19 protein-coding genes are annotated in these 20,486 nt (G+C 61.2%); 7 read left to right on the top strand and 12 right to left on the bottom strand.

Annotated features, from left to right (window positions below):
* Positions 1-62 precede the first annotated feature (62 nt).
* Both rpsU and PQQ51_RS07270 read right to left on the bottom strand, forming a co-directional pair.
* The gene (gene rpsU, locus PQQ51_RS07275) at positions 63-275 is read right to left on the bottom strand and encodes a 30S ribosomal protein S21 (protein ID WP_028196180.1); all 213 of its coding nucleotides are present in this window, start codon (positions 273-275) and stop codon (positions 63-65) included.
* Positions 276-343: 68 nt separating this feature from the next.
* Complete coding sequence (locus PQQ51_RS07270) at positions 344-1,561, bottom strand: BaiN/RdsA family NAD(P)/FAD-dependent oxidoreductase (RefSeq protein ID WP_408496050.1); 1,218 nt, start codon at positions 1,559-1,561, stop codon at positions 344-346.
* Positions 1,562-1,671: 110 nt separating this feature from the next.
* Between PQQ51_RS07270 and tsaD the strand changes: the two genes are divergently transcribed.
* Positions 1,672-2,700, top strand: coding sequence for a tRNA (adenosine(37)-N6)-threonylcarbamoyltransferase complex transferase subunit TsaD (gene tsaD, locus PQQ51_RS07265; RefSeq protein WP_408496048.1), 1,029 nt, complete (start codon positions 1,672-1,674; stop codon positions 2,698-2,700).
* A 133-nt stretch (positions 2,701-2,833) separates the two neighbouring features.
* Here the strand turns inward: tsaD and folE2 are convergent, their stop codons facing one another.
* From folE2 to PQQ51_RS07245, 4 genes are all read right to left on the bottom strand, one after another.
* A complete protein-coding gene (gene folE2 / locus PQQ51_RS07260; protein WP_408496046.1) occupies positions 2,834-3,640 on the bottom strand; it encodes a GTP cyclohydrolase FolE2 in 807 nt (268 codons plus the stop codon).
* Between the two features lie 301 nt (positions 3,641-3,941).
* A complete protein-coding gene (gene dxs, locus PQQ51_RS07255; RefSeq protein ID WP_408496044.1) occupies positions 3,942-5,849 on the bottom strand; it encodes a 1-deoxy-D-xylulose-5-phosphate synthase in 1,908 nt (635 codons plus the stop codon).
* An 87-nt stretch (positions 5,850-5,936) separates the two neighbouring features.
* A complete protein-coding gene (locus PQQ51_RS07250; protein ID WP_408496041.1) occupies positions 5,937-6,818 on the bottom strand; it encodes a polyprenyl synthetase family protein in 882 nt (293 codons plus the stop codon).
* On the bottom strand, positions 6,815-7,123 hold the full coding sequence (locus tag PQQ51_RS07245; protein WP_408496039.1) for an exodeoxyribonuclease VII small subunit: 309 nt from the start codon (positions 7,121-7,123) through the stop codon (positions 6,815-6,817). The genes PQQ51_RS07250 and PQQ51_RS07245 overlap by 4 nt, the downstream gene beginning before the upstream one ends.
* Before the next feature lie 287 nt (positions 7,124-7,410).
* Between PQQ51_RS07245 and put2H the strand changes: the two genes are divergently transcribed.
* Together put2H and PQQ51_RS07235 are read left to right on the top strand one after the other, a co-directional pair.
* Entirely contained in the window at positions 7,411-8,517 is a 1,107-nt protein-coding gene (gene put2H, locus PQQ51_RS07240) for a putrescine 2-hydroxylase Put2H (protein ID WP_408496037.1), read from the top strand.
* Positions 8,518-8,666: 149 nt separating this feature from the next.
* Entirely contained in the window at positions 8,667-9,536 is an 870-nt protein-coding gene (locus PQQ51_RS07235; protein ID WP_408496036.1) for a sulfurtransferase, read from the top strand.
* A 116-nt stretch (positions 9,537-9,652) separates the two neighbouring features.
* Here PQQ51_RS07235 and PQQ51_RS07230 read toward each other — a convergent pair whose 3' ends face one another.
* The 3 genes from PQQ51_RS07230 to polA all read right to left on the bottom strand — a co-directional run bounded on the left by PQQ51_RS07230 (position 9,653) and on the right by polA (position 14,884).
* Complete coding sequence (locus PQQ51_RS07230) at positions 9,653-10,525, bottom strand: dienelactone hydrolase family protein (RefSeq protein WP_408496035.1); 873 nt, start codon at positions 10,523-10,525, stop codon at positions 9,653-9,655.
* A gap of 90 nt (positions 10,526-10,615) precedes the next feature.
* Complete coding sequence (locus PQQ51_RS07225; protein ID WP_408496034.1) at positions 10,616-11,965, bottom strand: NAD(P)/FAD-dependent oxidoreductase; 1,350 nt, start codon at positions 11,963-11,965, stop codon at positions 10,616-10,618.
* A gap of 177 nt (positions 11,966-12,142) precedes the next feature.
* A complete protein-coding gene (gene polA / locus PQQ51_RS07220; protein WP_408496033.1) occupies positions 12,143-14,884 on the bottom strand; it encodes a DNA polymerase I in 2,742 nt (913 codons plus the stop codon).
* Between the two features lies 1 nt (position 14,885).
* Between polA and PQQ51_RS07215 the strand changes: the two genes are divergently transcribed.
* Positions 14,886-15,629, top strand: coding sequence for an LOG family protein (locus PQQ51_RS07215; protein ID WP_179739347.1), 744 nt, complete (start codon positions 14,886-14,888; stop codon positions 15,627-15,629).
* 26 nt (positions 15,630-15,655) lie between these two features.
* On the opposite strand, the gene gcvA is transcribed toward PQQ51_RS07215, so the two are convergent.
* Positions 15,656-16,582, bottom strand: coding sequence for a transcriptional regulator GcvA (gene gcvA, locus PQQ51_RS07210; protein ID WP_408496031.1), 927 nt, complete (start codon positions 16,580-16,582; stop codon positions 15,656-15,658).
* Positions 16,583-16,679: 97 nt separating this feature from the next.
* On the opposite strand from gcvA, the gene PQQ51_RS07205 reads away from it, so the two are divergent.
* The 3 genes from PQQ51_RS07205 (at position 16,680) to PQQ51_RS07195 (ending at position 18,434) form a co-directional block, all read left to right on the top strand.
* Positions 16,680-17,249 carry a chromate transporter gene (locus PQQ51_RS07205; protein ID WP_408496029.1) on the top strand — a complete coding sequence of 190 codons (570 nt, stop codon included), beginning with the start codon at positions 16,680-16,682 and terminating at the stop codon, positions 17,247-17,249.
* Complete coding sequence (locus PQQ51_RS07200; protein ID WP_408496027.1) at positions 17,246-17,776, top strand: chromate transporter; 531 nt, start codon at positions 17,246-17,248, stop codon at positions 17,774-17,776. Before PQQ51_RS07205 ends, PQQ51_RS07200 begins: the two co-directional genes overlap by 4 nt.
* Before the next feature lie 199 nt (positions 17,777-17,975).
* A complete protein-coding gene (locus PQQ51_RS07195) occupies positions 17,976-18,434 on the top strand; it encodes a hypothetical protein (protein ID WP_408496025.1) in 459 nt (152 codons plus the stop codon).
* A gap of 514 nt (positions 18,435-18,948) precedes the next feature.
* On the opposite strand, the gene PQQ51_RS07190 is transcribed toward PQQ51_RS07195, so the two are convergent.
* Together PQQ51_RS07190 and PQQ51_RS07185 are read right to left on the bottom strand one after the other, a co-directional pair.
* Positions 18,949-19,704 (bottom strand): hypothetical protein, encoded by a 756-nt coding sequence (locus PQQ51_RS07190; protein ID WP_408496023.1) that lies wholly within the window; start codon positions 19,702-19,704, stop codon positions 18,949-18,951.
* Between the two features lies 1 nt (position 19,705).
* Positions 19,706-20,119 carry a hypothetical protein gene (locus PQQ51_RS07185; RefSeq protein ID WP_408496021.1) on the bottom strand — a complete coding sequence of 138 codons (414 nt, stop codon included), beginning with the start codon at positions 20,117-20,119 and terminating at the stop codon, positions 19,706-19,708.
* Positions 20,120-20,486 lie beyond the last annotated feature (367 nt).

Below are 20,486 nucleotides of genomic sequence, written 5' to 3'. Positions count from 1 at the left end.
CGCGCGCCGCCGCCGGTTGAATGTCGCCGCTCCGTTCGACGGGAACCGCGGCAACGCCAGAATCAGTAGAACTTCTTTGGCAGCATCTGGCCACGCAGACGCTTGAAATGACGCTTCACTGCAGCCGCTTTCTTGCGTTTGCGTTCCGCCGTGGGCTTTTCGTAAAACTCCCGGGCGCGTAGTTCCGTTAGCAGCCCGTTTTTCTCCATCGTGCGCTTGAAGCGGCGCATGGCGACTTCAAACGGCTCGTTGTCTTTTACGCGGATGGTCGTCATTTTTCAATAACGGAACTTTGTAAAGGTTCAGGAGTATAGCAGAGCTTTCTCACAAAGCCATTGCGCCGTCAAGCCCCCCGGACATGCTCCGCGGCCGCCTGGCCGGCCGCCACGCCGGAGGCCCAGGCCCACTGGAAATTGTAGCCGCCGAGCCAGCCGGTCACGTCGACCGCCTCGCCGATGAAGTACAGGCCGGGGGCCCGGGCGCTCATCATCGTCGACGAAGACAGTTCGCGCGTGTCGACACCGCCGCGCGTCACCTCGGCCTTGCGATAACCCTCGGTGCCGTTCGGGGTGAGCGTCCAGCGCGACAACGCCTCACCGACGCGGCGCAGCGTCTTGTCCGGCAAATCGGCGACGCGGGCCTCGGCGGGAACCTGATGTGTTTCCAGCCAAACGTGTGCGAGCCGTTGCGGCACCCATTCCGACAGCAGGCTGGCGATCTGGCGCTTCGTGCCGGTTTTTGCTTCGAGCAACGCCGTTGTAGCGTCCTGTTCGGGCAGCAGATTGAGATGAATCGGCTCGCCCGGCTGCCAGTAGCTCGAGATCTGCAGAACGCCGGGACCCGAGAGGCCGCGGTGCGTGAGCAGCAGGTCTTCGTTGAATTCCGCGCCGGTTTTTTTGTTGCCGGTCGCGAGTTGCACCTCGAGGGACACCCCGGACAACGCCGCAAACGGCTCCCAATCGGCTGCGGCGAACGTAAGCGGAACCAGCGCCGGACGCGTGTCGATCAGCTTGTGGCCGAACTGCTTCGCGAGCCGGTAAGCGAAATCCGTCGCGCCGATTTTGGGGATCGACAGGCCGCCGGTCGCGACCACCAAGGCGCGCACGGCGATCGGACCCGACTGCGTGTCCAGCGTGAAGCGCCCTTCGGCATCCTGGCGCACCTGTTCGACCGCGAGCGGGGTACGCCACGCGATCCCACCGGCGTCGCACTCGCGCTTGAGCACGTCGATGATCGCGTCGCTCGACTGGTCGCAGAACAGTTGTCCTTTGTGCTTCTCGTGCCACGTCACGTGATGGCGCTTGAGCAGCGCCATGAAATCGCGCGGCGTGTAACGGGCCAACGCCGAACGGCAGAAATGCGGATTCGCCGACAGATAATTGGCCGGTCCAGCGTACAGGTTCGTGAAGTTGCAGCGGCCGCCGCCGGAAATGCGGATCTTTTCCGCGAGGCGTTGCGAGTGGTCGATCAGCACCACGCGACGGCCGAGCTGCCCGGCCACCGCCGCGCACATCATGCCGGCCGCGCCCGCGCCGATTACCGCAATATCGAAGGATTCCATGGGGCCGCATTGTACCTGCGCGTCTGCGGCGGCCTGCCCGCGCTGCTATACTTTTAGGCTTGGCTTTTCACTTTCGGGCGTGTTCGAACGCCCGTTCTGGTCCACTCATCATGCTCGTACTCGGCATCGAAAGCTCCTGCGACGAAACCGGTCTCGCGCTCTACGACACAGAGCGCGGCCTGCTCGCGCACGCGCTGCATTCGCAAATTGCGATGCACCGGGAGTACGGCGGCGTGGTGCCGGAACTGGCCTCGCGCGACCATATCCGTCGCGCGCTGCCGCTGCTCGAAGAGGTGATGGAACGCGCGGGCACCGTGCGCGGCGACATCGACGCGATCGCCTACACCCAGGGGCCGGGCCTCGCGGGCGCGCTGCTGGTCGGCGCAAGCGTCGCCAATGCGCTGGCGATGGCGTGGGACAAGCCGACCATCGGCATTCACCACCTCGAAGGGCATTTGCTGTCGCCGTTGCTGGTGGATGAGCCGCCACCGTTTCCGTTCGTCGCGCTGCTGGTGTCGGGCGGCCATACGCAACTGATGCGCGTGACCGACGTGGGCGTCTACGAGACGCTCGGCGAAACGCTGGACGACGCCGCCGGTGAAGCCTTCGACAAAACCGCCAAACTGCTCGGCCTGGGTTACCCCGGCGGCCCGGAAGTGTCGCGTATGGCTGAGTTCGGCACGCCCGGCGCGGTCGTCCTGCCGCGGCCGATGCTCCATTCCGGCGATCTCGATTTCAGTTTCAGCGGTTTGAAAACCGCGGTTCTCACGCACGCCAAAAAACTCGGCGGAGCGAATATCTGCGAGCAGGCGAAAGCGGATCTGGCGCGCGGATTCGTCGATGCCGCCGTCGAAGTGCTGGCGGCGAAATCGCTGGCCGCGCTCAAGCGGACCAAGCTGAACCGGCTGGTGGTGGCAGGCGGCGTCGGCGCGAACCGTCAACTGCGTGACGCGCTGTCCGCTGCCGCGAAGAAGCGCAACTTCTTCGTGCATTACCCGGATTTGTCGCTGTGTACGGACAACGGCGCGATGATTGCTCTCGCGGGCGCGTTGAGGCTGCAACGCTGGCCCGATCAATCGGGCAAAGACTACGCGTTCACGGTCAAGCCGCGCTGGGATCTGACTTCGCTCGCACGGTAGAAAACCTGCGATCTCGCCACACGCGAAGACAAACGCGCAAAGCCAGGCGCATAAAAAAACCGCTTCAGCTCACAGAAATGAAGCGGTTTTTTTCAGCCATCACGAACGAAGCGACCGCGAGCGAACGCATCGCTCAACCCACCCGCTTATCCCGCTCGATCACAGCGTAAGCGCTGTGATTGTGAATCGACTCGAAATTCTCGGCTTCGAGCACATACCCGACGATCCGCTCGTCCGCATTCAGCCGCTGCGCAACGTCGCGCACCAGATCTTCGACAAACTTCGGATTCTCGTACGCACGCTCGGTGACGAACTTTTCGTCCGGGCGCTTCAGCAAGCCCCACAGTTCGCACGAGGCTTCTTCCTCGGCGATGCGGATCAACTCCTCGACCGCGACATCGCCCGCCAGCTCGGCGTTGATCGTGACATGCGAGCGCTGATTGTGCGCGCCGTACTGCGAGATCTTCTTCGAACACGGGCACAGGCTCGTGACCGGCACCAGCACTTGCAGGAACAGACGCGTTGCACCGTTGCGGGTTTCGCCCGTCAGCGTGACTTCGTAGTCGAGCAGGCTTTGCACGCCCGACACCGGCGCGGTCTTGTTGACGAAGTAAGGGAACGACACTTCGATCCGGCCGGCTTCAGCCTCGAGCTTTTCGAGCATCGAAGCGAGCATCGTGCGAAACGTGGCCGGTTCGAGCGGCGCCTTATTCTCTTCGAGCAACGCGACGAAACGCGACATGTGCGTGCCCTTCTGATCGGCCGGCAGATGCACGTCGAGATTCCATGTGCCTACCGTCGGCTGCACGTCGCCACCTTGCGTACGCACCGTCAACGGATGACGCACGGCCTTGACGCCGACGCGCTGGATCGGGATCTGACGCGTATCCGGCGTGCTCTGCACGTCGGGCATGACAAAGGCGGGGTTCATCTGGTTCATGTTCTTGTCCTTTGAGGAAAACGCCGGGCCGCTCCAGGTTTTCCGCTCCGCAGGAAGTCCCTCCAGGGGCATCGCCCCGAACGTGTCGACCAACGACGGATTCGGAGACTCTCAGCGGCCGTGCGGAGCAGGGCGCTCAACGGCAAACGCCGGCCTTGGCCGGCGTCGGATGATGAACCCGAAGGCTCATCGATTCAAGTTGGAGATTGCTATTGCCGCCATAGCCGCGCGGCACACAATACGCGGCGAGGCGGCAGCAGATCCACGCGCAATAAAGCTGCCGCCAATCAGACGCTACAACTCAGGCGACGCGCTTCACCGACGCTTGACCCGCAAGCGCGCCACTCGTCAGAAAGCGCTCGCGAATCGACTTGGCGATGCCCGCGGCATCCAGACCGCACGCGGACAACAGCTTGGCCGGGTCGCCATGATCGATGAAGCGATCCGGCAAGCCCAATTGCAACACCGGGCGAATCACGCCGCTTTCAAGCAGCGCTTCGACACAAGCCGAACCTGCGCCGCCCATCACGCAGCCTTCTTCGACCGTAACGATCGCATCGTGCGTTTCGGCCAACTGGCGGACCAACGCGGCGTCCAGCGGTTTGACGAAGCGCATGTTGGCGACCGTGGCGTCGAGTTGCTCGGCTGCCGCCAGCGACGGCGCGACCATCGTGCCGAACGCCAGAATCGCAATCCGCTTGCCCGCCGGCTGCGACGTCTCGCGACGAACCTCGCCCTTGCCGAGCGGCAACGCCACCATCTGCTTGACGGTGGCTACGCCCGTACCGGCGCCGCGTGGATAGCGCACGGCCGTCGGGTTCGGCTGCTGCAATGCCGTGTACAACATCTGACGGCATTCGTTTTCGTCCGACGCGGCCATCACCGTCATGTTCGGGATGCAGCGCAGGAACGCCAGATCATAGGCGCCGGCGTGCGTGGCGCCGTCCGCGCCGACCAGACCGGCGCGGTCGATCGCGAACACCACCGGCAGATTTTGCAGCGCGACGTCGTGAATCAGCTGGTCGTAAGCACGTTGCAGGAAGGTCGAGTAAATCGCGACCACCGGCTTCATGCCTTCAGCGGCCAGTCCGCCGGCGAACGTTACCGCATGCTGCTCGGCGATGCCGACGTCGAAGTAACGATCCGGAAAGCGCTTCTCGAACTCGACCATGCCCGAGCCTTCACGCATGGCTGGCGTGATGCCGACCACGCGCGCGTCCAGTTCGGCCGCGTCGCACAGCCATTCGCCGAACACTTGCGTGTAGGTCTTCTTCGACGGCGTGGTGGCAGGCTTGATGCCCTCTGCCGGATTGAACTTGCCCGGACCGTGGTACAGCACCGGATCGGCCTCGGCAAGCTTGTAGCCCTGGCCTTTCTTGGTGACCACGTGCAGGAATTGCGGACCGCGCAATTCCTTGATGTTCTGCAGCGTCGGGATCAGCGAATCGAGATCGTGACCGTCGATCGGGCCGATGTAGTTGAAACCGAACTCTTCGAACAGCGTCGCCGGCACGATCATGCCCTTCGCGTGTTCTTCGAGCTTGCGAGCCAGATCGAGCATAGGCGGCGCGACGCGCAACACACGCTCGACGCCGGCCCGTGCGGCCGCGTAGAAGCGGCCCGACATCAGGCGCGCCAGATGGCGATTCAGCGCGCCCACCGGCGGCGAAATCGACATGTCGTTGTCGTTCAGGATGACGAGCAGCGGCACGTCGTCTTCGACACCCGCGTTGTTCATCGCCTCGAACGCCATGCCGGCGGTCATCGCGCCGTCGCCGATCACCGCGATGCCCGTCCGGTTGTCGCCCTGCAGCTTGCTCGCGACCGCCATGCCGAGCGCAGCCGAGATCGAGGTGCTGGAGTGAGCGGTGCCGAAGGTGTCGTATTCGGATTCGTCGCGCTTCGGGAAGCCCGAGATGCCGCCGAGCTGACGCAGCGTGTGCATCTGGTCGCGGCGGCCCGTCAGGATCTTGTGCGGATAGGTTTGATGGCCCACGTCCCAGACGATCCGGTCGCGCGGCGTGTCGAACACGTAGTGCAGAGCAATGGTCAACTCGACCGTGCCGAGGTTGGACGAAAGATGGCCGCCCGTCTGCGATACGCTGTCGAGCACAAAGGCACGCAACTCGTCGGCAAGCGGTTGCAATTGGCGGCGCTCCAGGCGGCGCAAGGCCGCCGGGTCGTCGATGGTTTTCAGCAAGTCGTACATCGTCGTTCCATTGTAGGAAAACTTACGCGCCCGCACTTCATACATGCACCTCGACACAATGAGGTGCGCGGCGGCGGGCTTTCGCGTTTAGCTGACCCGGTTCACCACCAGGTCGGCCAATTCGGCCAGCCGCTGCGCGCGCGCGCCAAACGGCGCGATCGCAGCGTGAGCGTCGCTGCGCAACTGCGCTGCGAGCGCCCGCGACGCCTCTAGCCCAATAATCGACACGTAGGTCGGCTTGCCGTCCTTCGCGTCTTTACCCGCCGTCTTGCCGAGCGTCGCGGAATCGGTCGTGACGTCGAGAATATCGTCGACGACCTGAAACGCGAGGCCGACCGCAGCCGAGTACGCGTCCAGCGAACGCATGGCGTCTGCATCCGGCGTTTCGCCCGCCAGCGCGCCCATGCGCACCGCAGCACGCAGCAACGCGCCGGTTTTCATCCGGTGCATGGTTTCGAGTTGCGCGCGCGTCAACGCGTGGCCGACGCTGGCCAGATCGATCGCCTGACCGCCGCACATGCCGATCGAGCCGCTCGCGAGCGCCAGTTCGCGCACCAGCGATGCCTGCTGCGCCGGCGCAAGCACGTCCGACGTCAGCGCGACGAACGCCTGCGATTGCAGCGCGTCGCCGACCAGCAAAGCCGTTGCTTCGTCATATTGGACATGCACCGTAGGCTTGCCGCGACGCAGCGCGTCGTCGTCCATGCACGGCATGTCGTCGTGCACCAGCGAGTACACGTGGATCATTTCCAGCGCCGCCGCCGCCGCGTCGAGGCATTCGGCGCGCGCGCCGGTCAGCTCGCCGGCCGCGTGGCACAGCAGCGGGCGCACCCGCTTGCCGCCGCCCAGCACCGCGTAGCGCATCGCTTCATGCAGCCCGGCGGGCTCGGTGGCCTCGGTCGGCAGGTAGTGCTCCAGTGCCGTTTCGACGCGTTCGAGTGTTGCGCGCGTCCATTGTTCGAATGTCATAGGTCGTCCCCGCTTTCAGCAGCGGCTGTGCCTGCGCTATTCACTGGCAGCGGCTTGAGCGTCTCGCCGTCGAGCACGCGCACCTGCTGTTCGACCTTTTCGAGCTGCTGCTGGCAGAACGCCACCAGAGCCGCACCGCGCCGGTAGGCGCCAAGCGACTCTTCGAGGCTCAGATTGCCGCTTTCCATGCGCGCAACCAGCCCTTCCAGCTCCGCCTGAGCGGCCTCGTAGTTCTCGGGCAGCGGTGTCGTGTCGACGCCTTCGGCTGGCGTGGCAGCAGTATCTTTCGATGCGGTCTTCGCCATGAATAGTCGCAAAATTAAAACAAGTCGGACATTCTACGGCAAAAGCGACATTTCCGATCCGCTCGCCACCTGTTTACCCGCCTGCGTCCCCTTCACCGCCTTACCAGTCTCGCAGAAAAAAAACGATCAGTCTGCGGCGAAAACAGCGAACTTCCTTGACATTTTTGACCCAAATCAGGCACTTAAGCGCCCCAAGGAAGGGGAAACGGGTATAATCGCGGGCTCCCTAAATCGAATCCATCGATGGTTGGGTTGTTCACTGCTTTCACGTCTTCACGGGAGTGGGAATGTCCAATCTGAGCAATGCATTGCAGTTGCGGTCTGTCCACAGCCAGCTGCCAGTCACGGCTTACTTTGACGAAGCGCTTCTAACGCGCGAAATCGACACCCTTTTCAAGAAAGGTCCTCGCTACATCGGCCACGATCTCATGGTGCCCGAAGCGGGAAATTATTTCGCTTTGCCGAGCGAGAGCGAAGGGCGTGTGCTCGTCCGTAACCAGCAGTCGCAAGTCGAGCTGCTGTCGAACGTGTGCCGCCACCGGCAAGCCATCATGCTCAACGGCCGCGGCCAGGCGGAGAACATCGTCTGTCCGCTGCATCGCTGGACCTACGATCTGAACGGCGAGCTCCTCGGCGCGCCGCATTTCGCCGACAACCCCTGCCTGAATCTCGGCGCTACGCCGCTGCAGAACTGGCAAGGCTTGCTGTTCGAAGCGCAGGGGCGCGATGTCGCACGCGATCTGGCCAGACTCGGCACCAAACAGCACTTCGACTTTTCGGGCTTCATGTTCGATCACGTCGAGGTGCACGAGTGCAACTACAACTGGAAGACCTTCATCGAGGTCTATCTGGAGGACTACCACGTCGCGCCGTTCCATCCGGGCCTCGGCAGCTTCGTCAATTGCGACGACCTGACGTGGGAGTTCGGCGAGTGGTATAGCGTGCAGACAGTCGGTGTGCACAAAGATCTGGAGCAGCCGGGCAGCCCGACGTACCGCAAATGGCACGACGAGGTCTTGCGCTTCCGCGGCGGCAATCCGCCTGAGTTCGGCGCGATCTGGATGGTGTATTACCCCGGCATCATGATCGAGTGGTATCCGCACGTGCTGGTTGTGTCGTGGCTGATCCCGCGCGGTCCGCAGAAAACCACCAATGTGGTGGAGTTCTATTACCCTGAGGAAATCGCGCTGTTCGAACGCGAGTTTGTCGAAGCCGAGCGCGCCGCCTACATGGAAACGGCCCGCGAAGACGACGAAATCGCCGAGCGCATGGACGCCGGCCGCCGCGCGCTGATGGCTCGCGGCGAATCGCAGGTCGGCCCGTATCAGAGCCCGATGGAAGACGGCATGCAGCACTTCCACGAGTTTCTGCGCCGCGAACTCGGCACGATCTGATTCGCGCTCAGGTGAACATCGGCTTCAAAGCATGGAAGACGGGCTTCGGCCCGTCTTTTTTTGTTTAGACTATCGAGATAGCTCGGCCATCCGCGCGTGGCGCCAAGCCGCCCGAGCGGAGCCACCCTTGCCCGCATCGAGGAAACGTCATGCCCCACACTCACTACACCACTTTGATCTCCGCGACGAACCTCGCGGAACGCCTGGCCGCCGCGCCGGGCAGCGTGTTCGTCATCGATTGCCGGTTCGATCTGGCCGATCCGGAAGCGGGCGAGAAAGCCTATCTGGCAGGACATCTGCCGGGCGCGCATTACCTGAACCTCGATCGCGATCTGTCCGGGCCGAAGAACGGCACGAACGGGCGGCATCCGTTGCCGGACCGGGCGCGGCTGGTGGAAACGCTGGAGTCGCGCGGTCTGAAGCAAGGTCAACAAGTGGTCGCTTACGATGCGCAAGGCGGGATGTACGCCGCGCGCGCGTGGTGGCTGCTGCGCTGGCTCGGCCACGATGCGGTCGCGCTGCTCGACGGCGGCCTGCAAGCCTGGCAAGCCGCCGGCCAGCCGCTCACGCAGGACGCGCCGCCGCAGAATACCGGCGACTTCAAGGCCGGCGCCCCGCTGTCGGTCACCGTGGATGCGCAAACCGTCGAGCGCAATCTCGGCACGAAGGAGCGCGTCGTGGTCGATGCACGCGCAAACGATCGCTATCGCGGCGAGAACGAGACGCTGGATCGCGTCGGCGGCCATATCCCCGGCGCGCTGAACCGCTTCTTCAAAGACAACCTGACCGCCGACGGCCGCTTCAAGCCGGCTCATACGTTGCGCGAGGAATTTCATACACTGCTCGCCGATACGTCGCCCGAACATGTCGTACTGCAATGCGGCTCGGGCGTGACGGCTTGCGTGAACGCGCTCGCGATGGAAATCGCGGGCATGCACGGCGCCGCACTGTATGCGGGTTCGTGGAGCGAGTGGTCGTCCGATCCGAAGCGGCCGGTTGCGACGGGAGCGAATCCTTAAGCAGGCCGAGTTCGCACGCGCAACACGCATGCTGCAAGCAAAAATGCCGTTGGCCGCACGAATGCGGCCAACGGCATTTTCATTTCGTCACGCTCACACCACCGCGCTCGCGAGTCTTACGCGACCCCGTGTTGCTTGAACCACACCAGCGCGCGTCGCCAGCCGTCCTCGGCATCAGCCTTCTTGTAGCTCGGCCGATAGTCGGCGAAAAACGCGTGGCCCGCGTCGTCGTACACGACGAATTGCGAACCGCGACCCGCCTGCGGTCCCTGCGCGATAGCCTGCTTCATCTGTTCGAGCGTGTCCTGCGGAATGCTCTGATCCTGCAACCCGTACAGCCCGAGCACCGGCGCATGCAACTGCGCAACCTCGTCGAGCGGATTGGCCGGCGTCATCGCGTTTTTAGCGCCTGTCACGCGACCGTACCAGGCCACACCCGCCTTCAGCCGCGGATTGTGCTCCGCATACAGCCATGCAATCCGGCCGCCCCAGCAGAAGCCGTTCACACCGAGCCGGTTCAGATCGCCGCCATGCTCGCCGGCCCATGCGACCGTTGCGTCGAGATCGCCGAGCACCTGCTCGTCCGGCACCTTGCTGACCAGTTGTTCGTTGAGCTGTTGCATGCTCGTATAGACGGTCGGATCGCCCTGCCGCTCGTACAGATTCGGTGCGATCGCGAGATAACCCTGCTTGGCGAAGCGCCGGCAAACATCGGCGATATGCTCGTGCACGCCGAAAATCTCGTGCACGACGATGATCACCGGCAAATGCGTCTTGCCCTTCGGCTGCGCGCGATACGCGGGCACCAGCGTGTCACCCGAACGCACGGCGACTTCGCCGGCTTCGAGCCCGTCGCTATCGGTATGGATGGTTTGCGCCGACACCGGCAGCACGGCCGCGGCAAAACCGGTGCCGAGCGCGGCCTTGATAAAGGTACGGCGATTGAACGGGACGTGCGGAACCAGGCTGTCGATTTCGGGCTTGAGCATGCGGCGCACCTCGGGATGAACGTTGGAGGCGACAGGATACGCCCCAAGCGTGTCCTGTTGCAGGTACAACGTTCCCCCGAAGCGCCGCCGTCAGTGCAGCTTCACTCGCGGCAGCGTCGTGCGGCGCAGCCAGTGCGCGAACGTATCGAGCACCATGCGTGCGTAGCCGTGCAGCGCCGCGATATGCAGCCGGTACAGCGACATGTACATGAAGCGCGCGAACAGCCCTTCGATCAGCATGTTGCCGCCGATCACGCCGCCCATCAGATTGCCGACCGCGCTGAAATGCCCGAGCGACACCAGCGAGCCGAAGTCGCGGTAAGTGAACTCCGGCAACGGCTTGTTGTCGAGCCGGGCCGCAAGCGCCTTCATCAGGAAGCTCGCCTGCTGGTGCGCCGCCTGCGCGCGCGGCGGCACGTTGCGCTCGTTGCCCGGCCACGGACAGGCCGCGCAATCGCCGAGCGCAAAGACATCGTCGTCGATTTCCGTTTGCAACGTACGGCGCACGACGAGCTGGCCCAGACGATTGACCGGCAAGCCGTCGAGCTGGCTCAGAATGGCCGGCGCCTTGATGCCGGCCGCCCAGACGGTCAGATCCGCGCGCACGGTTTTGCCGCTCGCGGTGCGGATGATGCCGGGCGCAACCTCGGCGACGGTCTCGCCGATCATCAGCTTGACGCCGAGCTTGGTGAGCAGTTCGGCGGTCGCCGTGGATACGCGCTCCTGCAAGGCCGGCAAAATGCGCGGCCCCGCCTCGATCAGCACGATGCCGACATCGTGCCGCGGATCGAGCTTGTGCAACCCATACGCCGACAACACCTGCGCCGTGTTGCGCAACTCTGCCGACAACTCGACACCCGTCGCACCGCCGCCGACGATCGCCACCTGAATGCGCGGCTCCGTGGAAGCCGCCGTGCCGTGTCCCGACTCGACCGGTTCATGCACCTGATGCTCGGCACGCATGCACGCCGCGATCAGGCGCTTGCGAAAGCGCTCGGCCTGGCTGACCGTATCGAGCGCCAGCGAAAACTCAGGCGCGCCCTTCACGCCGAAGAATGCGGTGGTGCTGCCGATCGCGATGATCAGCGTGTCGTATTCGAGTTCACGTTCGGGGAGGAGTTCGGCGCCGTCGTCGTCGAGCACGGTACCCAGCGTGAGCCGCCGGCTCGCGCGATCGAGGCCGGTCAGCTCACCCTGCTGGAACTCGAAACCATGCCAGCGCGCCTGCGCCGCATATTCGAGCTCCTGCGTGAACGGGTCCATGCTGCCTGCGGCCACTTCATGCAGCAACGGTTTCCAGATATGCGTCGGATTGCGGTCGACGAGCGTCACTTGTGCCCGCACAGCGCCCCGGTTCTTGTGAGGTGCATAGCGGTCGCCCAAACGCGTCGCCAGTTCCAGTCCTCCCGCGCCCCCGCCAACGACGATAAATCGATGCATTGCACTCTCCGTGTTTGCAGATGGGTATGCGTCGAGACGGCGCGTACGAAACATCGAAGCGCGCTGTCCGTCCTGGCTGATTGTCCGCGAGCGGCACCGGTTGTCACAAGCCGTGCCTGCATATATGTGACATGCACACGACGGTATCGCCCATGACCCTCGCAGGTCATGTACAGATCAATGCGCCTCTTCCCAGTTCAGACCGGCGCCCACTTCGGCGACCAGCGGCACTTTCAGCGCGGCGACTCCGCACATCAACTCAGGCAAGCGCTTGCGCACGTCCGACAATTCTGCGTCCGGCACTTCGAGAATCAGTTCGTCGTGCACCTGCATGATCATGCGCGTGCCGATCTTCGACTCCTCGATCCATTTCTGCACCGCGATCATCGACAGCTTGATGAGGTCGGCGGCCGTGCCCTGCATCGGCGCATTGATGGCCGCGCGCTCCGCCGCCTGACGACGCGGGCCGTTGCCGCCGTTGATCTCCGGCAGCCACAGGCGGCGGCCGAACGCCGTCTCCACGTAGCCCTTGGCCTTCGCGCTCAGACGCGTTTCGTCCATGTAGCGCGCGACACCCGGATAACGTGCGAAGTACCGGTCGATATACAGCTTGGCGGCGTCGCGCGTAATGCCCAGGTTCGCGGCAAGACCAAATGCGCTCATCCCGTAGATCAGACCGAAGTTGATGACCTTCGCAACGCGGCGCTGATCGTTCGACACTTCGAGCGGCGTCACGCTGAAAATTTCCGCGGCGGTAGCGCGGTGAATGTCCTCGCCTTGCGAGAACGCGCGCAGCAACGATTCGTCGCCGGAAATGTGCGCCATGATGCGCAATTCGATCTGCGAGTAGTCGGCGGAAACGAGCTTGTGGCCCGGCGGCGCGATGAATGCTTCGCGGATGCGACGCCCTTCGCCGGTGCGCACCGGGATGTTCTGCAGATTCGGATCGTTCGACGCGAGGCGCCCCGTGACCGCCACGGCCTGCGCATAGTTCGTATGCACGCGGCCCGTTTCGGCGTTGACCATGCGCGGCAGCTTGTCGGTGTAGGTCGATTTCAGCTTCGACAAACCGCGATGCTCGAGCAGGATCTTCGGCAACGGATAGTCTTCGGCGAGCTTTTGCAGCACTTCTTCGTCAGTGGATGGCGCGCCGCTCGGCGTTTTCTTGACCACCGGCAATTCCAGCTTCTCGAAGAAGATCTGGCCGATCTGCTTCGGCGAACCGAGATTGAATTCGCCGCCCGCCAGCACGTACGCTTCGCTCTCCAACTGAATCAGGCGCGTGGCGATTTCGCTGCTTTGCGCGCGGAGTTTCTCGGCGTCGATCAGCACGCCGGTGCGCTCCATCTTGCGCAGCACGCGTGAGGTCGGCACTTCGATCGCGCGATACACGTATTCGAGCGTCTTTTCCGCGGCCACTTGCGGATACAACGCCTGATGCAGACGCAACGTGATGTCGGCGTCTTCCGCCGCGTATTCGGCGGCCTGATCCAGCGCGACTTCGTCGAAACCGATCTGCGACGCGCCCTTGCCCGCCACTTCCTCGTACTTGATCGTCTTGATGCCGAGATGGCGCAGCGCGAGGCTGTCCATGTCGTGCGTGCGATGCGATTCGACCACATACGATTGCAGCAGCGTATCGTGCTCGATGCCGTGCATTTCGATGCCGTAGTTCGCGAGCACCTGTTCGTCGTATTTCAGATGCTGGCCGACTTTCTTGTGCGCGGCGCTTTCGAGCCACGGCTTGAGCTTCGCGAGCACTTCGTCGCGCGGCAGTTGCACGGGCGCATCCGGGCCGCGATGCGCGAGCGGCACATAGCACGCACGACCGGCTTCGACCGACAGCGACAGCCCCACGATCTGCGCGGTCATCGGATCGAGCGAGGTCGTCTCGGTATCGAACGCGGTGAGTTCCGCCGCGTCGATTTTCGCGAGCCACGCGTCGAACTGCTCCCACGTCTGCACGGTTTCGTAATGACGTTCGACGTCGACGGTGAGCGCCGGCGGCACATCGGTTTCCGGGCCTTCCACGGCGTCGGCGATTTCCACTTCGCGCAGCCAGGTCTTGAAGCCGTGGCGCGTGAACACGTCGCGCAGTTCTTCACGCGCTTCGGGCCGGCTTTGCAGACTTTCCTCGATCGACACGATATGGCCGGTCAGATCGCAATTACGCTCGACGGTGACGAGTTTTCGCGCCATCGGCAGAAAATCGAGCGCACGGCGCAGATTGTCTCCTACCGCACCTTTGATCTCGTCCGCATGTGCGACGATGCCATCCAGCGAGTCGTACGCCGTCAGCCATTTGAGCGCGGTTTTCGGCCCGCATTTCTCGACGCCCGGCACGTTGTCCACCGTGTCGCCGATCAGCGACAGATAGTCGATGATGCGCTCCGGCGGCACGCCGAATTTGGCGATCACGCCGGCACGGTCGAGCGTTTCGTTGGTCATCGTATTGATGAGGGTGACATGATCCGACACGAGCTGCGCCAGATCCTTGTCACCCGTCGACACGATCACGTTCATTCCGTGCTGTTCCGCTGCGGTGCTGAGCGTGCCGATCACGTCGTCGGCCTCGACGCCTTCGATCATCAGCAGCGGCCAGCCAAGCGCGCGCACCGCGACGTGAATCGGCTCGATCTGGCGCGACAGGTCGTCAGGCATCGACGGACGGTTCGCCTTGTAGTCGGGATACCAGTCGTCGCGAAACGTTTTGCCCTTGGCGTCGAACACGCACGCGCTATACTCTGCTGTGACTTCCTTGCGCATGCGCCGCAGCATGTTGATCATCCCGTAGAGCGCGCCCGTCGGACCACCGTCGGGACTGCGCAGATCAGGCATCGCATGGTAGGCCCGGTACAGATAACTCGAACCGTCGACCAATAGCAGGGTCTTACCTTCAAGGCTTCGTTCTTCAGGCATTATGACTAAGAGAAAAGTGATTCCGAGTCTGCGATCACTCGCAGATCAAGAGCGCGCAACGGCTAAGAAGGCCCGCGCATCGTGGCAGATGTTCACGATTATGGCAGAGTTTATCGAGGCGACCGAATACCTCTCGGAGATTCGTCCGGCTGTCAGCATCTACGGTTCAGCGCGTCTGAAACCGAACTCGCCGTACTACAAACTGGCTACGCAAATCGCTCGCAAGCTGTCGGACGCGGGCTTCGCGGTCATCTCCGGCGGCGGCCCCGGCATCATGGAAGCGGCCAACAAGGGCGCGCATGCAGGCAAGGCGCCGTCGGTCGGACTGAACATCGAACTGCCGCACGAGCAATCGGGCAATCAGTGGCAGGACATCTCGTTGCGCTTCCGTCATTTCTTCACGCGCAAAGTGACGTTTGTTAAAAACTCGGATGCGGTGATCGTGATGCCGGGCGGCTTCGGCACGCTGGACGAACTCGCCGAAGTGCTCACGCTGATTCAAACCAAGAAGTCGCGCCACGTGCCGATCATTCTGGTGGGCGGCGAATTCTGGGAAGGCCTGCTCGCATGGTTCAAGAACTCGCTCACGCCGATGGGCCTGATCAATCCGGCCGACATGGACCTGATGCAGGTGATCGACGATCCGGACCAGGTGCTCGAAGCGGTGCTCAAGTTCTACGAAGACCGCGAAGAGACCGAACCGCATCCAGCCAAGTCGGATGAAGACCGGATGTTCTATCTGTAACGCCGGTTCGGCATAGGGCGGTGTAACTAGCGGGCGGCCTCCAGGCTGCCCGTTTGCTTTTCTGCTTCTCGATCGGTCTGGTCGCCTTGCGCCTGCAACCATTCGCAGAATTGCGCGACGAGCGGCGCATTCGCCACCTCGCGCCTTGCCACCCACCAATAGCCGCGTGCATCGATAAGCGGGCCGGGCAACGGCACCACGAGGCGTCCCGACGCGAGTTCATCGGCGAGCAAAGGGAGCGGCCCTAGCGCGACGCCGAGTCCGTCCACCGCAGCCTGCAAGGCCAGATAGAAATGATCGAACGACTGCTTCTTCCGGCATTTCGCTGTCACGCCCGCCGCCGATAACCAGTTGGCCCAAGCATCGGGCCGTGTGTCCGAATGCAACAGCACGTGCCGGGCGAGATCGCCGGGTACGTTGATCGGCGAGCGCTGCAATAACGCGGGACTGCATACCGGAATTTCACTCTCGCCGAGAAAATGACCGCTCACGCAGTTCGGCCAATGCGCGGGACCGCGGCGTACGGCGACGTCGAAACTGTCCAGCGTTTCAACCGGCGCGTTCGAAGTCGACAGACGCAGTTCCACGTTCGGCACCTTGCGCTGGAACTGATGAAGACGCGGCAATAGCCACTTCATCGCGAAGGTCGGCAACGCGCTCACCCTGAGTACGTGCACGACGCCCGTGTCGCGGAGTTGATCCGTCGCGAGCGCGATGCTGTCGAACGCGGATTGCACGGTTGCCAGATAACGACGACCGTCGTCGGTGAGCCGCACGCGCTTGCCGTGACGGCGGAAGACCTGCACGCCGAGCCAGCTTTCGAAAGCCGCGACTTGTCGGCTGATTGCACCGTGCGTCACATGCAATTCGTTCGCTGCCGCAGTAAAACTTTCGTGCCGCGCAGCAGCTTCGAAGGCGCGCAGCGCCGGAAAGGGAGGAAGGTTACGAGCCATCTTTGTGATTCTAGATCACAAAGGCGTGCGCAAAAATCGTTTTGTCCGCCGCCGGTTCGGCGCTAACCTCGGGGGCTCGAACCGGAAGCCCGACAATATGGACAACAACCTCTCCCCGTCCACGCCCGCAGCGGCGTCCCCACCCACGTTGCGGGAAATCTTCGGCGGTTTTCTCGGCCTCGGGCTGATCTCGTTCGGCGGCGCGCTACCGCTGGCGCGGCGCGCGCTGGTCGAGCAGCGTCGCTGGCTGACCGGCGCGGAATTCACCGATCTGCTCGGTCTGTGTCAATTCCTGCCGGGCGGCAATGTGATCAACCTGTCGGTGGCAATCGGCATGCGGTTTCGTGGCGTGCCCGGCGCGCTGGCCGGTCTGCTCGGGTTGATTGCAGGGCCTTCGCTGGTGGTGATCGGGCTGGGCGTGCTGTACGAACACACGCAGAACGACCCGCATGTGCGTCATCTGTTCGCCGGATTGGCGGCTGCGGCAGCAGGCTTGCTGATCTCGATGGCCGTGAAAATCCTGCTGCCGCTGCGCAACAAGCCGATGGCCGCGCTGGTCGCCGTGCTCGGCTTCATCGCCATTGCGATCCTGCGCTTTCCGCTTCTGCCGACTATGCTTGTGCTCACGCCGCTCAGCATTTACATCGCATCGAGGGCCGCACGATGAACGACACACTGATTTCGCTCGCGTTGATTTTCAGTCAGCTTTCGCTACTCGCATTCGGCGGCGGCAATACGATTCTTCCGGAGATGCAGCGGCAGGTGGTGGACGTGCATCACTGGATGCCGGCCAGCGAATTCAGCGCGCTGTTCGCGCTTGCACAGGCCGCACCCGGTCCGAATCTGATGATCGTCACGCTGGTCGGCTGGCACGTGGCGGGATGGGCGGGGATGCTGGTGACCTCGGTGGCGAAGTTCGGGCCGTCGTCGCTGGTGACGATCCTTGCGTTGCAGGCGTGGGATCGTTTCAGGGACCGCCCCTGGAGACGTTATGCGCAAATGGGCCTGGTGCCGGTGACGGCGGGCATCGTCGCGGCGAGCGCGTCGTTGATCGCTCAGGCGTCGAATCCCACTGCGATCGCGTGGGCGATCAGCGCCGTCACTGCGGTGCTGGCGTTGAAAACGCGCATTCATCCGCTGTGGTTATTGGCGGCAGGCAGTCTGATAGGGCTGACGGGGTTTGGGCAGTTTTGAAACCATCTGGGACACTACCGTTATTTTTGCTGAGCAACGCCCGCTGGGGATTCGAGTAGGAACTCAAATGCCGGCAAAAATAACAGGTCGAAGCACGCATTGACCAAACACAATGTCACGCCAAAAACCCGTTCAGTCGATCCCTCGAGATCGTGAAGCACAGCTATGCTTGGAGATTTAGCTAGAGCGCCATTTGCCTATGACCTACCATGCCATTACCGTTACGCTTGAAGACATCGGCGGGATCGTCGCCGAAAAAGACAGATATGGCAGGCGAACAGTCAGCACCGCCTTTAACGTCACAATTGCAGGAAAACGTCAGTATGCCGTACAAATGCGCGGCGCACCTCGGCTTGAAAGCGGAACGGTCGTGACAGCAGTGCTGCGCGATAGGGATAACTGGCAAACACTTATGGGATGGTTAAACCATTCAACGGGTGAGATTTGCGGCGTCGATTCACCCGGAATTTACTTCTGGTGGTTTGTGGCTGGTGTCCTGATGTCGACTCTGCTTTACTTTAAATGGATAAACGAAGCGCATAGCGGCGACGCCAGTGTGCGTGTAGTAGTTTGGATTATCGCGGCCATAACGATAAACGGCTGGACAACATTCGCCTGGCAGAAGGCGGCGAGGGTTTATAGGTTGCTAAAACCCTGAATGTCCGGGTAATTTGAGGTTACCGGGGTGACTTTAGCTAAAATTTCTGCCATCGCCTGCCGCGCGATGCGGCAGGCGATGGCAGAAGAAGAGGGACGCTTATCCGTCATTCACTTTCGCTACGGCGAACTGCGACCGGTAGTAGTTGCATCGATCCAATTCTTCGCCACTTTTCGTCGCAATATGAACAGCGCTCCGAGTCGGAGCCAGACACAAAGCGTAATTAGCGCGATAGCCCACAAGCCCAGTTTTTGCAAATATGGATGGCCGAATATAGTCCATACAAGACTAAAGGCTGCGATCCATTTAAGCAGGTCGTAAGCCCATCTCGATCTCCTTATCACATACATAAACGCCAAGGGGTTTGCCACAAGACTTGCGAACACGGCCAGACAACCCACCCAAGGTAAGGATCCGGATTGAAGCAAGCCGATTTCCACCCTCGCCTCACACAGGAAGGCAATAAAGAATCCAATTAATGAAACCCGAATACAATTTGGAATTTTTTTCATAGCTATCTGAATTTCACGCTCTTGCAATAATCCATTCCGCTAACAATATCGCTCCAACCCTGCTTGGCACTTAGATAGCGACAGTAGTTTTCTTTGTACTGGTCCTCATTGACTGGCGTGAAGCTACCCGGAACGGGAGTCTCCGTAGGTATTAATCCGCTACCTGAAACACCCTTATCACTTAGACAAACGAACAGCCCCTTTTGCGTCAAGATTTCGTTGTATGAGGCAAGAGAATATCCACTTCCAGTCCCCAGACTTGACCAATAAAGCGATGCGCCAGCAACCGATGCAGGTTGCAAGATTTGCAACTTGTTTGACATATAATTACCCAACCATATTTTGGTAGCGCTCAGATATGGCTGGAAGGCCGATTGCAAGTCAGCAGCCAAGGCTAGCGCACCGATTGCTGCTGCGGCGCCAGGACCGATTTCAGCCAAAACAAGCACCGTAACAGCAACTGTTCCAGCGGCACTGATAATGGTCAGCACATCGCCTGGCGCAATCCTTTTCTCGGGATTTTTCCAGTCTGTTACAACTTTTATTAATACAGACGTCGCAGACATTATATTTGTCATGATACGTATTGGCTGCATCATCGGAGCGACATTTGAAATCGTTGCAACAAGATTAGAGCCATTTTGAATAACCGACAGCGAGTCACTTGGGCTATTTACAGCAGACATAAGCGCCTGATAAGTAGTCATCGAGTTCGATCCACCCTCAATGAATTGCAGCACCATCTCCACTTTAGACATTTTATTCAGCCTTTGACTCTGTATTCCATGGGGCAATCGAATTCACTGAGGAACTAACGGACGGGGCGGTCGATGGACTTGATCCAACAACATAGCGATAATAAAGCTGTGTATTCCCTGTTTTTGGCACATACACCATCTGGGAAATAAATGATTTTGACTTTCTAAGAATGACAGGGAGGACATCAATGATTTGCGAAAATCCTTTATCCGTCGCGACCTGAAGACTTGCAGAAATATCACTATCCAGATCATCAAAATTTACGATACGCACCCAAAATACCCATGCTCCGTCGTCGCGCTTTAATGCAGTCGCGCCATTTGTTAGCGCATATCCGCCCAAGGAAGTCACTGTGACTTGCGGGGATGTGGGAGTCGCCTTCACGATTTGAGATGTAAAGCCAACAAGAGACAATGCGCTTGTCCGTAAAAATGATCGCCTAGTATTCATCGTGTCTTATCTAGACTGTGGAAGTTGCCATTTTTTAATGCAGTCCCAAATACATTTAAAAATGTATCGCTTCCGCCGAAGTGATTGACATCAGATAATTCCGAAAAAATTATGCCTATTCGGTCTATAGCCGAGGAGATCGCATGAAACGTTACAGAAGGTGACGAGCATCCTGTAAGTTTTTTGAAATTTCGTGTACTCCAACTTTCTCGGCCAAGAAAAAGCGGTGCAGGAAGGGCGTATTTAGTGTCGAATAAGAAACTGACGATCCGCGCGAACGCCCATTAACCAATGGTCTAACTGAAATGCGATTTTGTATGGTGCCGACTGC

This window comes from Paraburkholderia xenovorans (assembly GCF_046030735.1).
Lineage (GTDB): Bacteria > Pseudomonadota > Gammaproteobacteria > Burkholderiales > Burkholderiaceae > Paraburkholderia > Paraburkholderia xenovorans_A.
The sequence above is the reverse complement of the archived record's forward strand: the minus strand, read 5'-3'. Positions and strand labels throughout refer to the sequence as shown.

Excerpts from the sequence above, each read along its gene's own strand:
- rpsU (WP_028196180.1), bottom strand. The coding sequence starts at position 275 with ATGACGACCATCCGCGTAAAAGACAACGAGCCGTTTGAAGTCGCCATG.
- PQQ51_RS07270 (WP_408496050.1), bottom strand. The coding sequence starts at position 1,561 with ATGGAATCCTTCGATATTGCGGTAATCGGCGCGGGCGCGGCCGGCATG.
- tsaD (WP_408496048.1), top strand. The coding sequence starts at position 1,672 with ATGCTCGTACTCGGCATCGAAAGCTCCTGCGACGAAACCGGTCTCGCG.
- folE2 (WP_408496046.1), bottom strand. The coding sequence starts at position 3,640 with ATGAACCAGATGAACCCCGCCTTTGTCATGCCCGACGTGCAGAGCACG.
- dxs (WP_408496044.1), bottom strand. The coding sequence starts at position 5,849 with ATGTACGACTTGCTGAAAACCATCGACGACCCGGCGGCCTTGCGCCGC.
- PQQ51_RS07250 (WP_408496041.1), bottom strand. The coding sequence starts at position 6,818 with ATGACATTCGAACAATGGACGCGCGCAACACTCGAACGCGTCGAAACG.
- PQQ51_RS07245 (WP_408496039.1), bottom strand. The coding sequence starts at position 7,123 with ATGGCGAAGACCGCATCGAAAGATACTGCTGCCACGCCAGCCGAAGGC.
- put2H (WP_408496037.1), top strand. The coding sequence starts at position 7,411 with ATGTCCAATCTGAGCAATGCATTGCAGTTGCGGTCTGTCCACAGCCAG.
- PQQ51_RS07235 (WP_408496036.1), top strand. The coding sequence starts at position 8,667 with ATGCCCCACACTCACTACACCACTTTGATCTCCGCGACGAACCTCGCG.
- PQQ51_RS07230 (WP_408496035.1), bottom strand. The coding sequence starts at position 10,525 with ATGCTCAAGCCCGAAATCGACAGCCTGGTTCCGCACGTCCCGTTCAAT.
- PQQ51_RS07225 (WP_408496034.1), bottom strand. The coding sequence starts at position 11,965 with ATGCATCGATTTATCGTCGTTGGCGGGGGCGCGGGAGGACTGGAACTG.
- polA (WP_408496033.1), bottom strand. The coding sequence starts at position 14,884 with ATGCCTGAAGAACGAAGCCTTGAAGGTAAGACCCTGCTATTGGTCGAC.
- PQQ51_RS07215 (WP_179739347.1), top strand. The coding sequence starts at position 14,886 with ATGACTAAGAGAAAAGTGATTCCGAGTCTGCGATCACTCGCAGATCAA.
- gcvA (WP_408496031.1), bottom strand. The coding sequence starts at position 16,582 with ATGGCTCGTAACCTTCCTCCCTTTCCGGCGCTGCGCGCCTTCGAAGCT.
- PQQ51_RS07205 (WP_408496029.1), top strand. The coding sequence starts at position 16,680 with ATGGACAACAACCTCTCCCCGTCCACGCCCGCAGCGGCGTCCCCACCC.
- PQQ51_RS07200 (WP_408496027.1), top strand. The coding sequence starts at position 17,246 with ATGAACGACACACTGATTTCGCTCGCGTTGATTTTCAGTCAGCTTTCG.
- PQQ51_RS07195 (WP_408496025.1), top strand. The coding sequence starts at position 17,976 with ATGACCTACCATGCCATTACCGTTACGCTTGAAGACATCGGCGGGATC.
- PQQ51_RS07190 (WP_408496023.1), bottom strand. The coding sequence starts at position 19,704 with ATGTCTAAAGTGGAGATGGTGCTGCAATTCATTGAGGGTGGATCGAAC.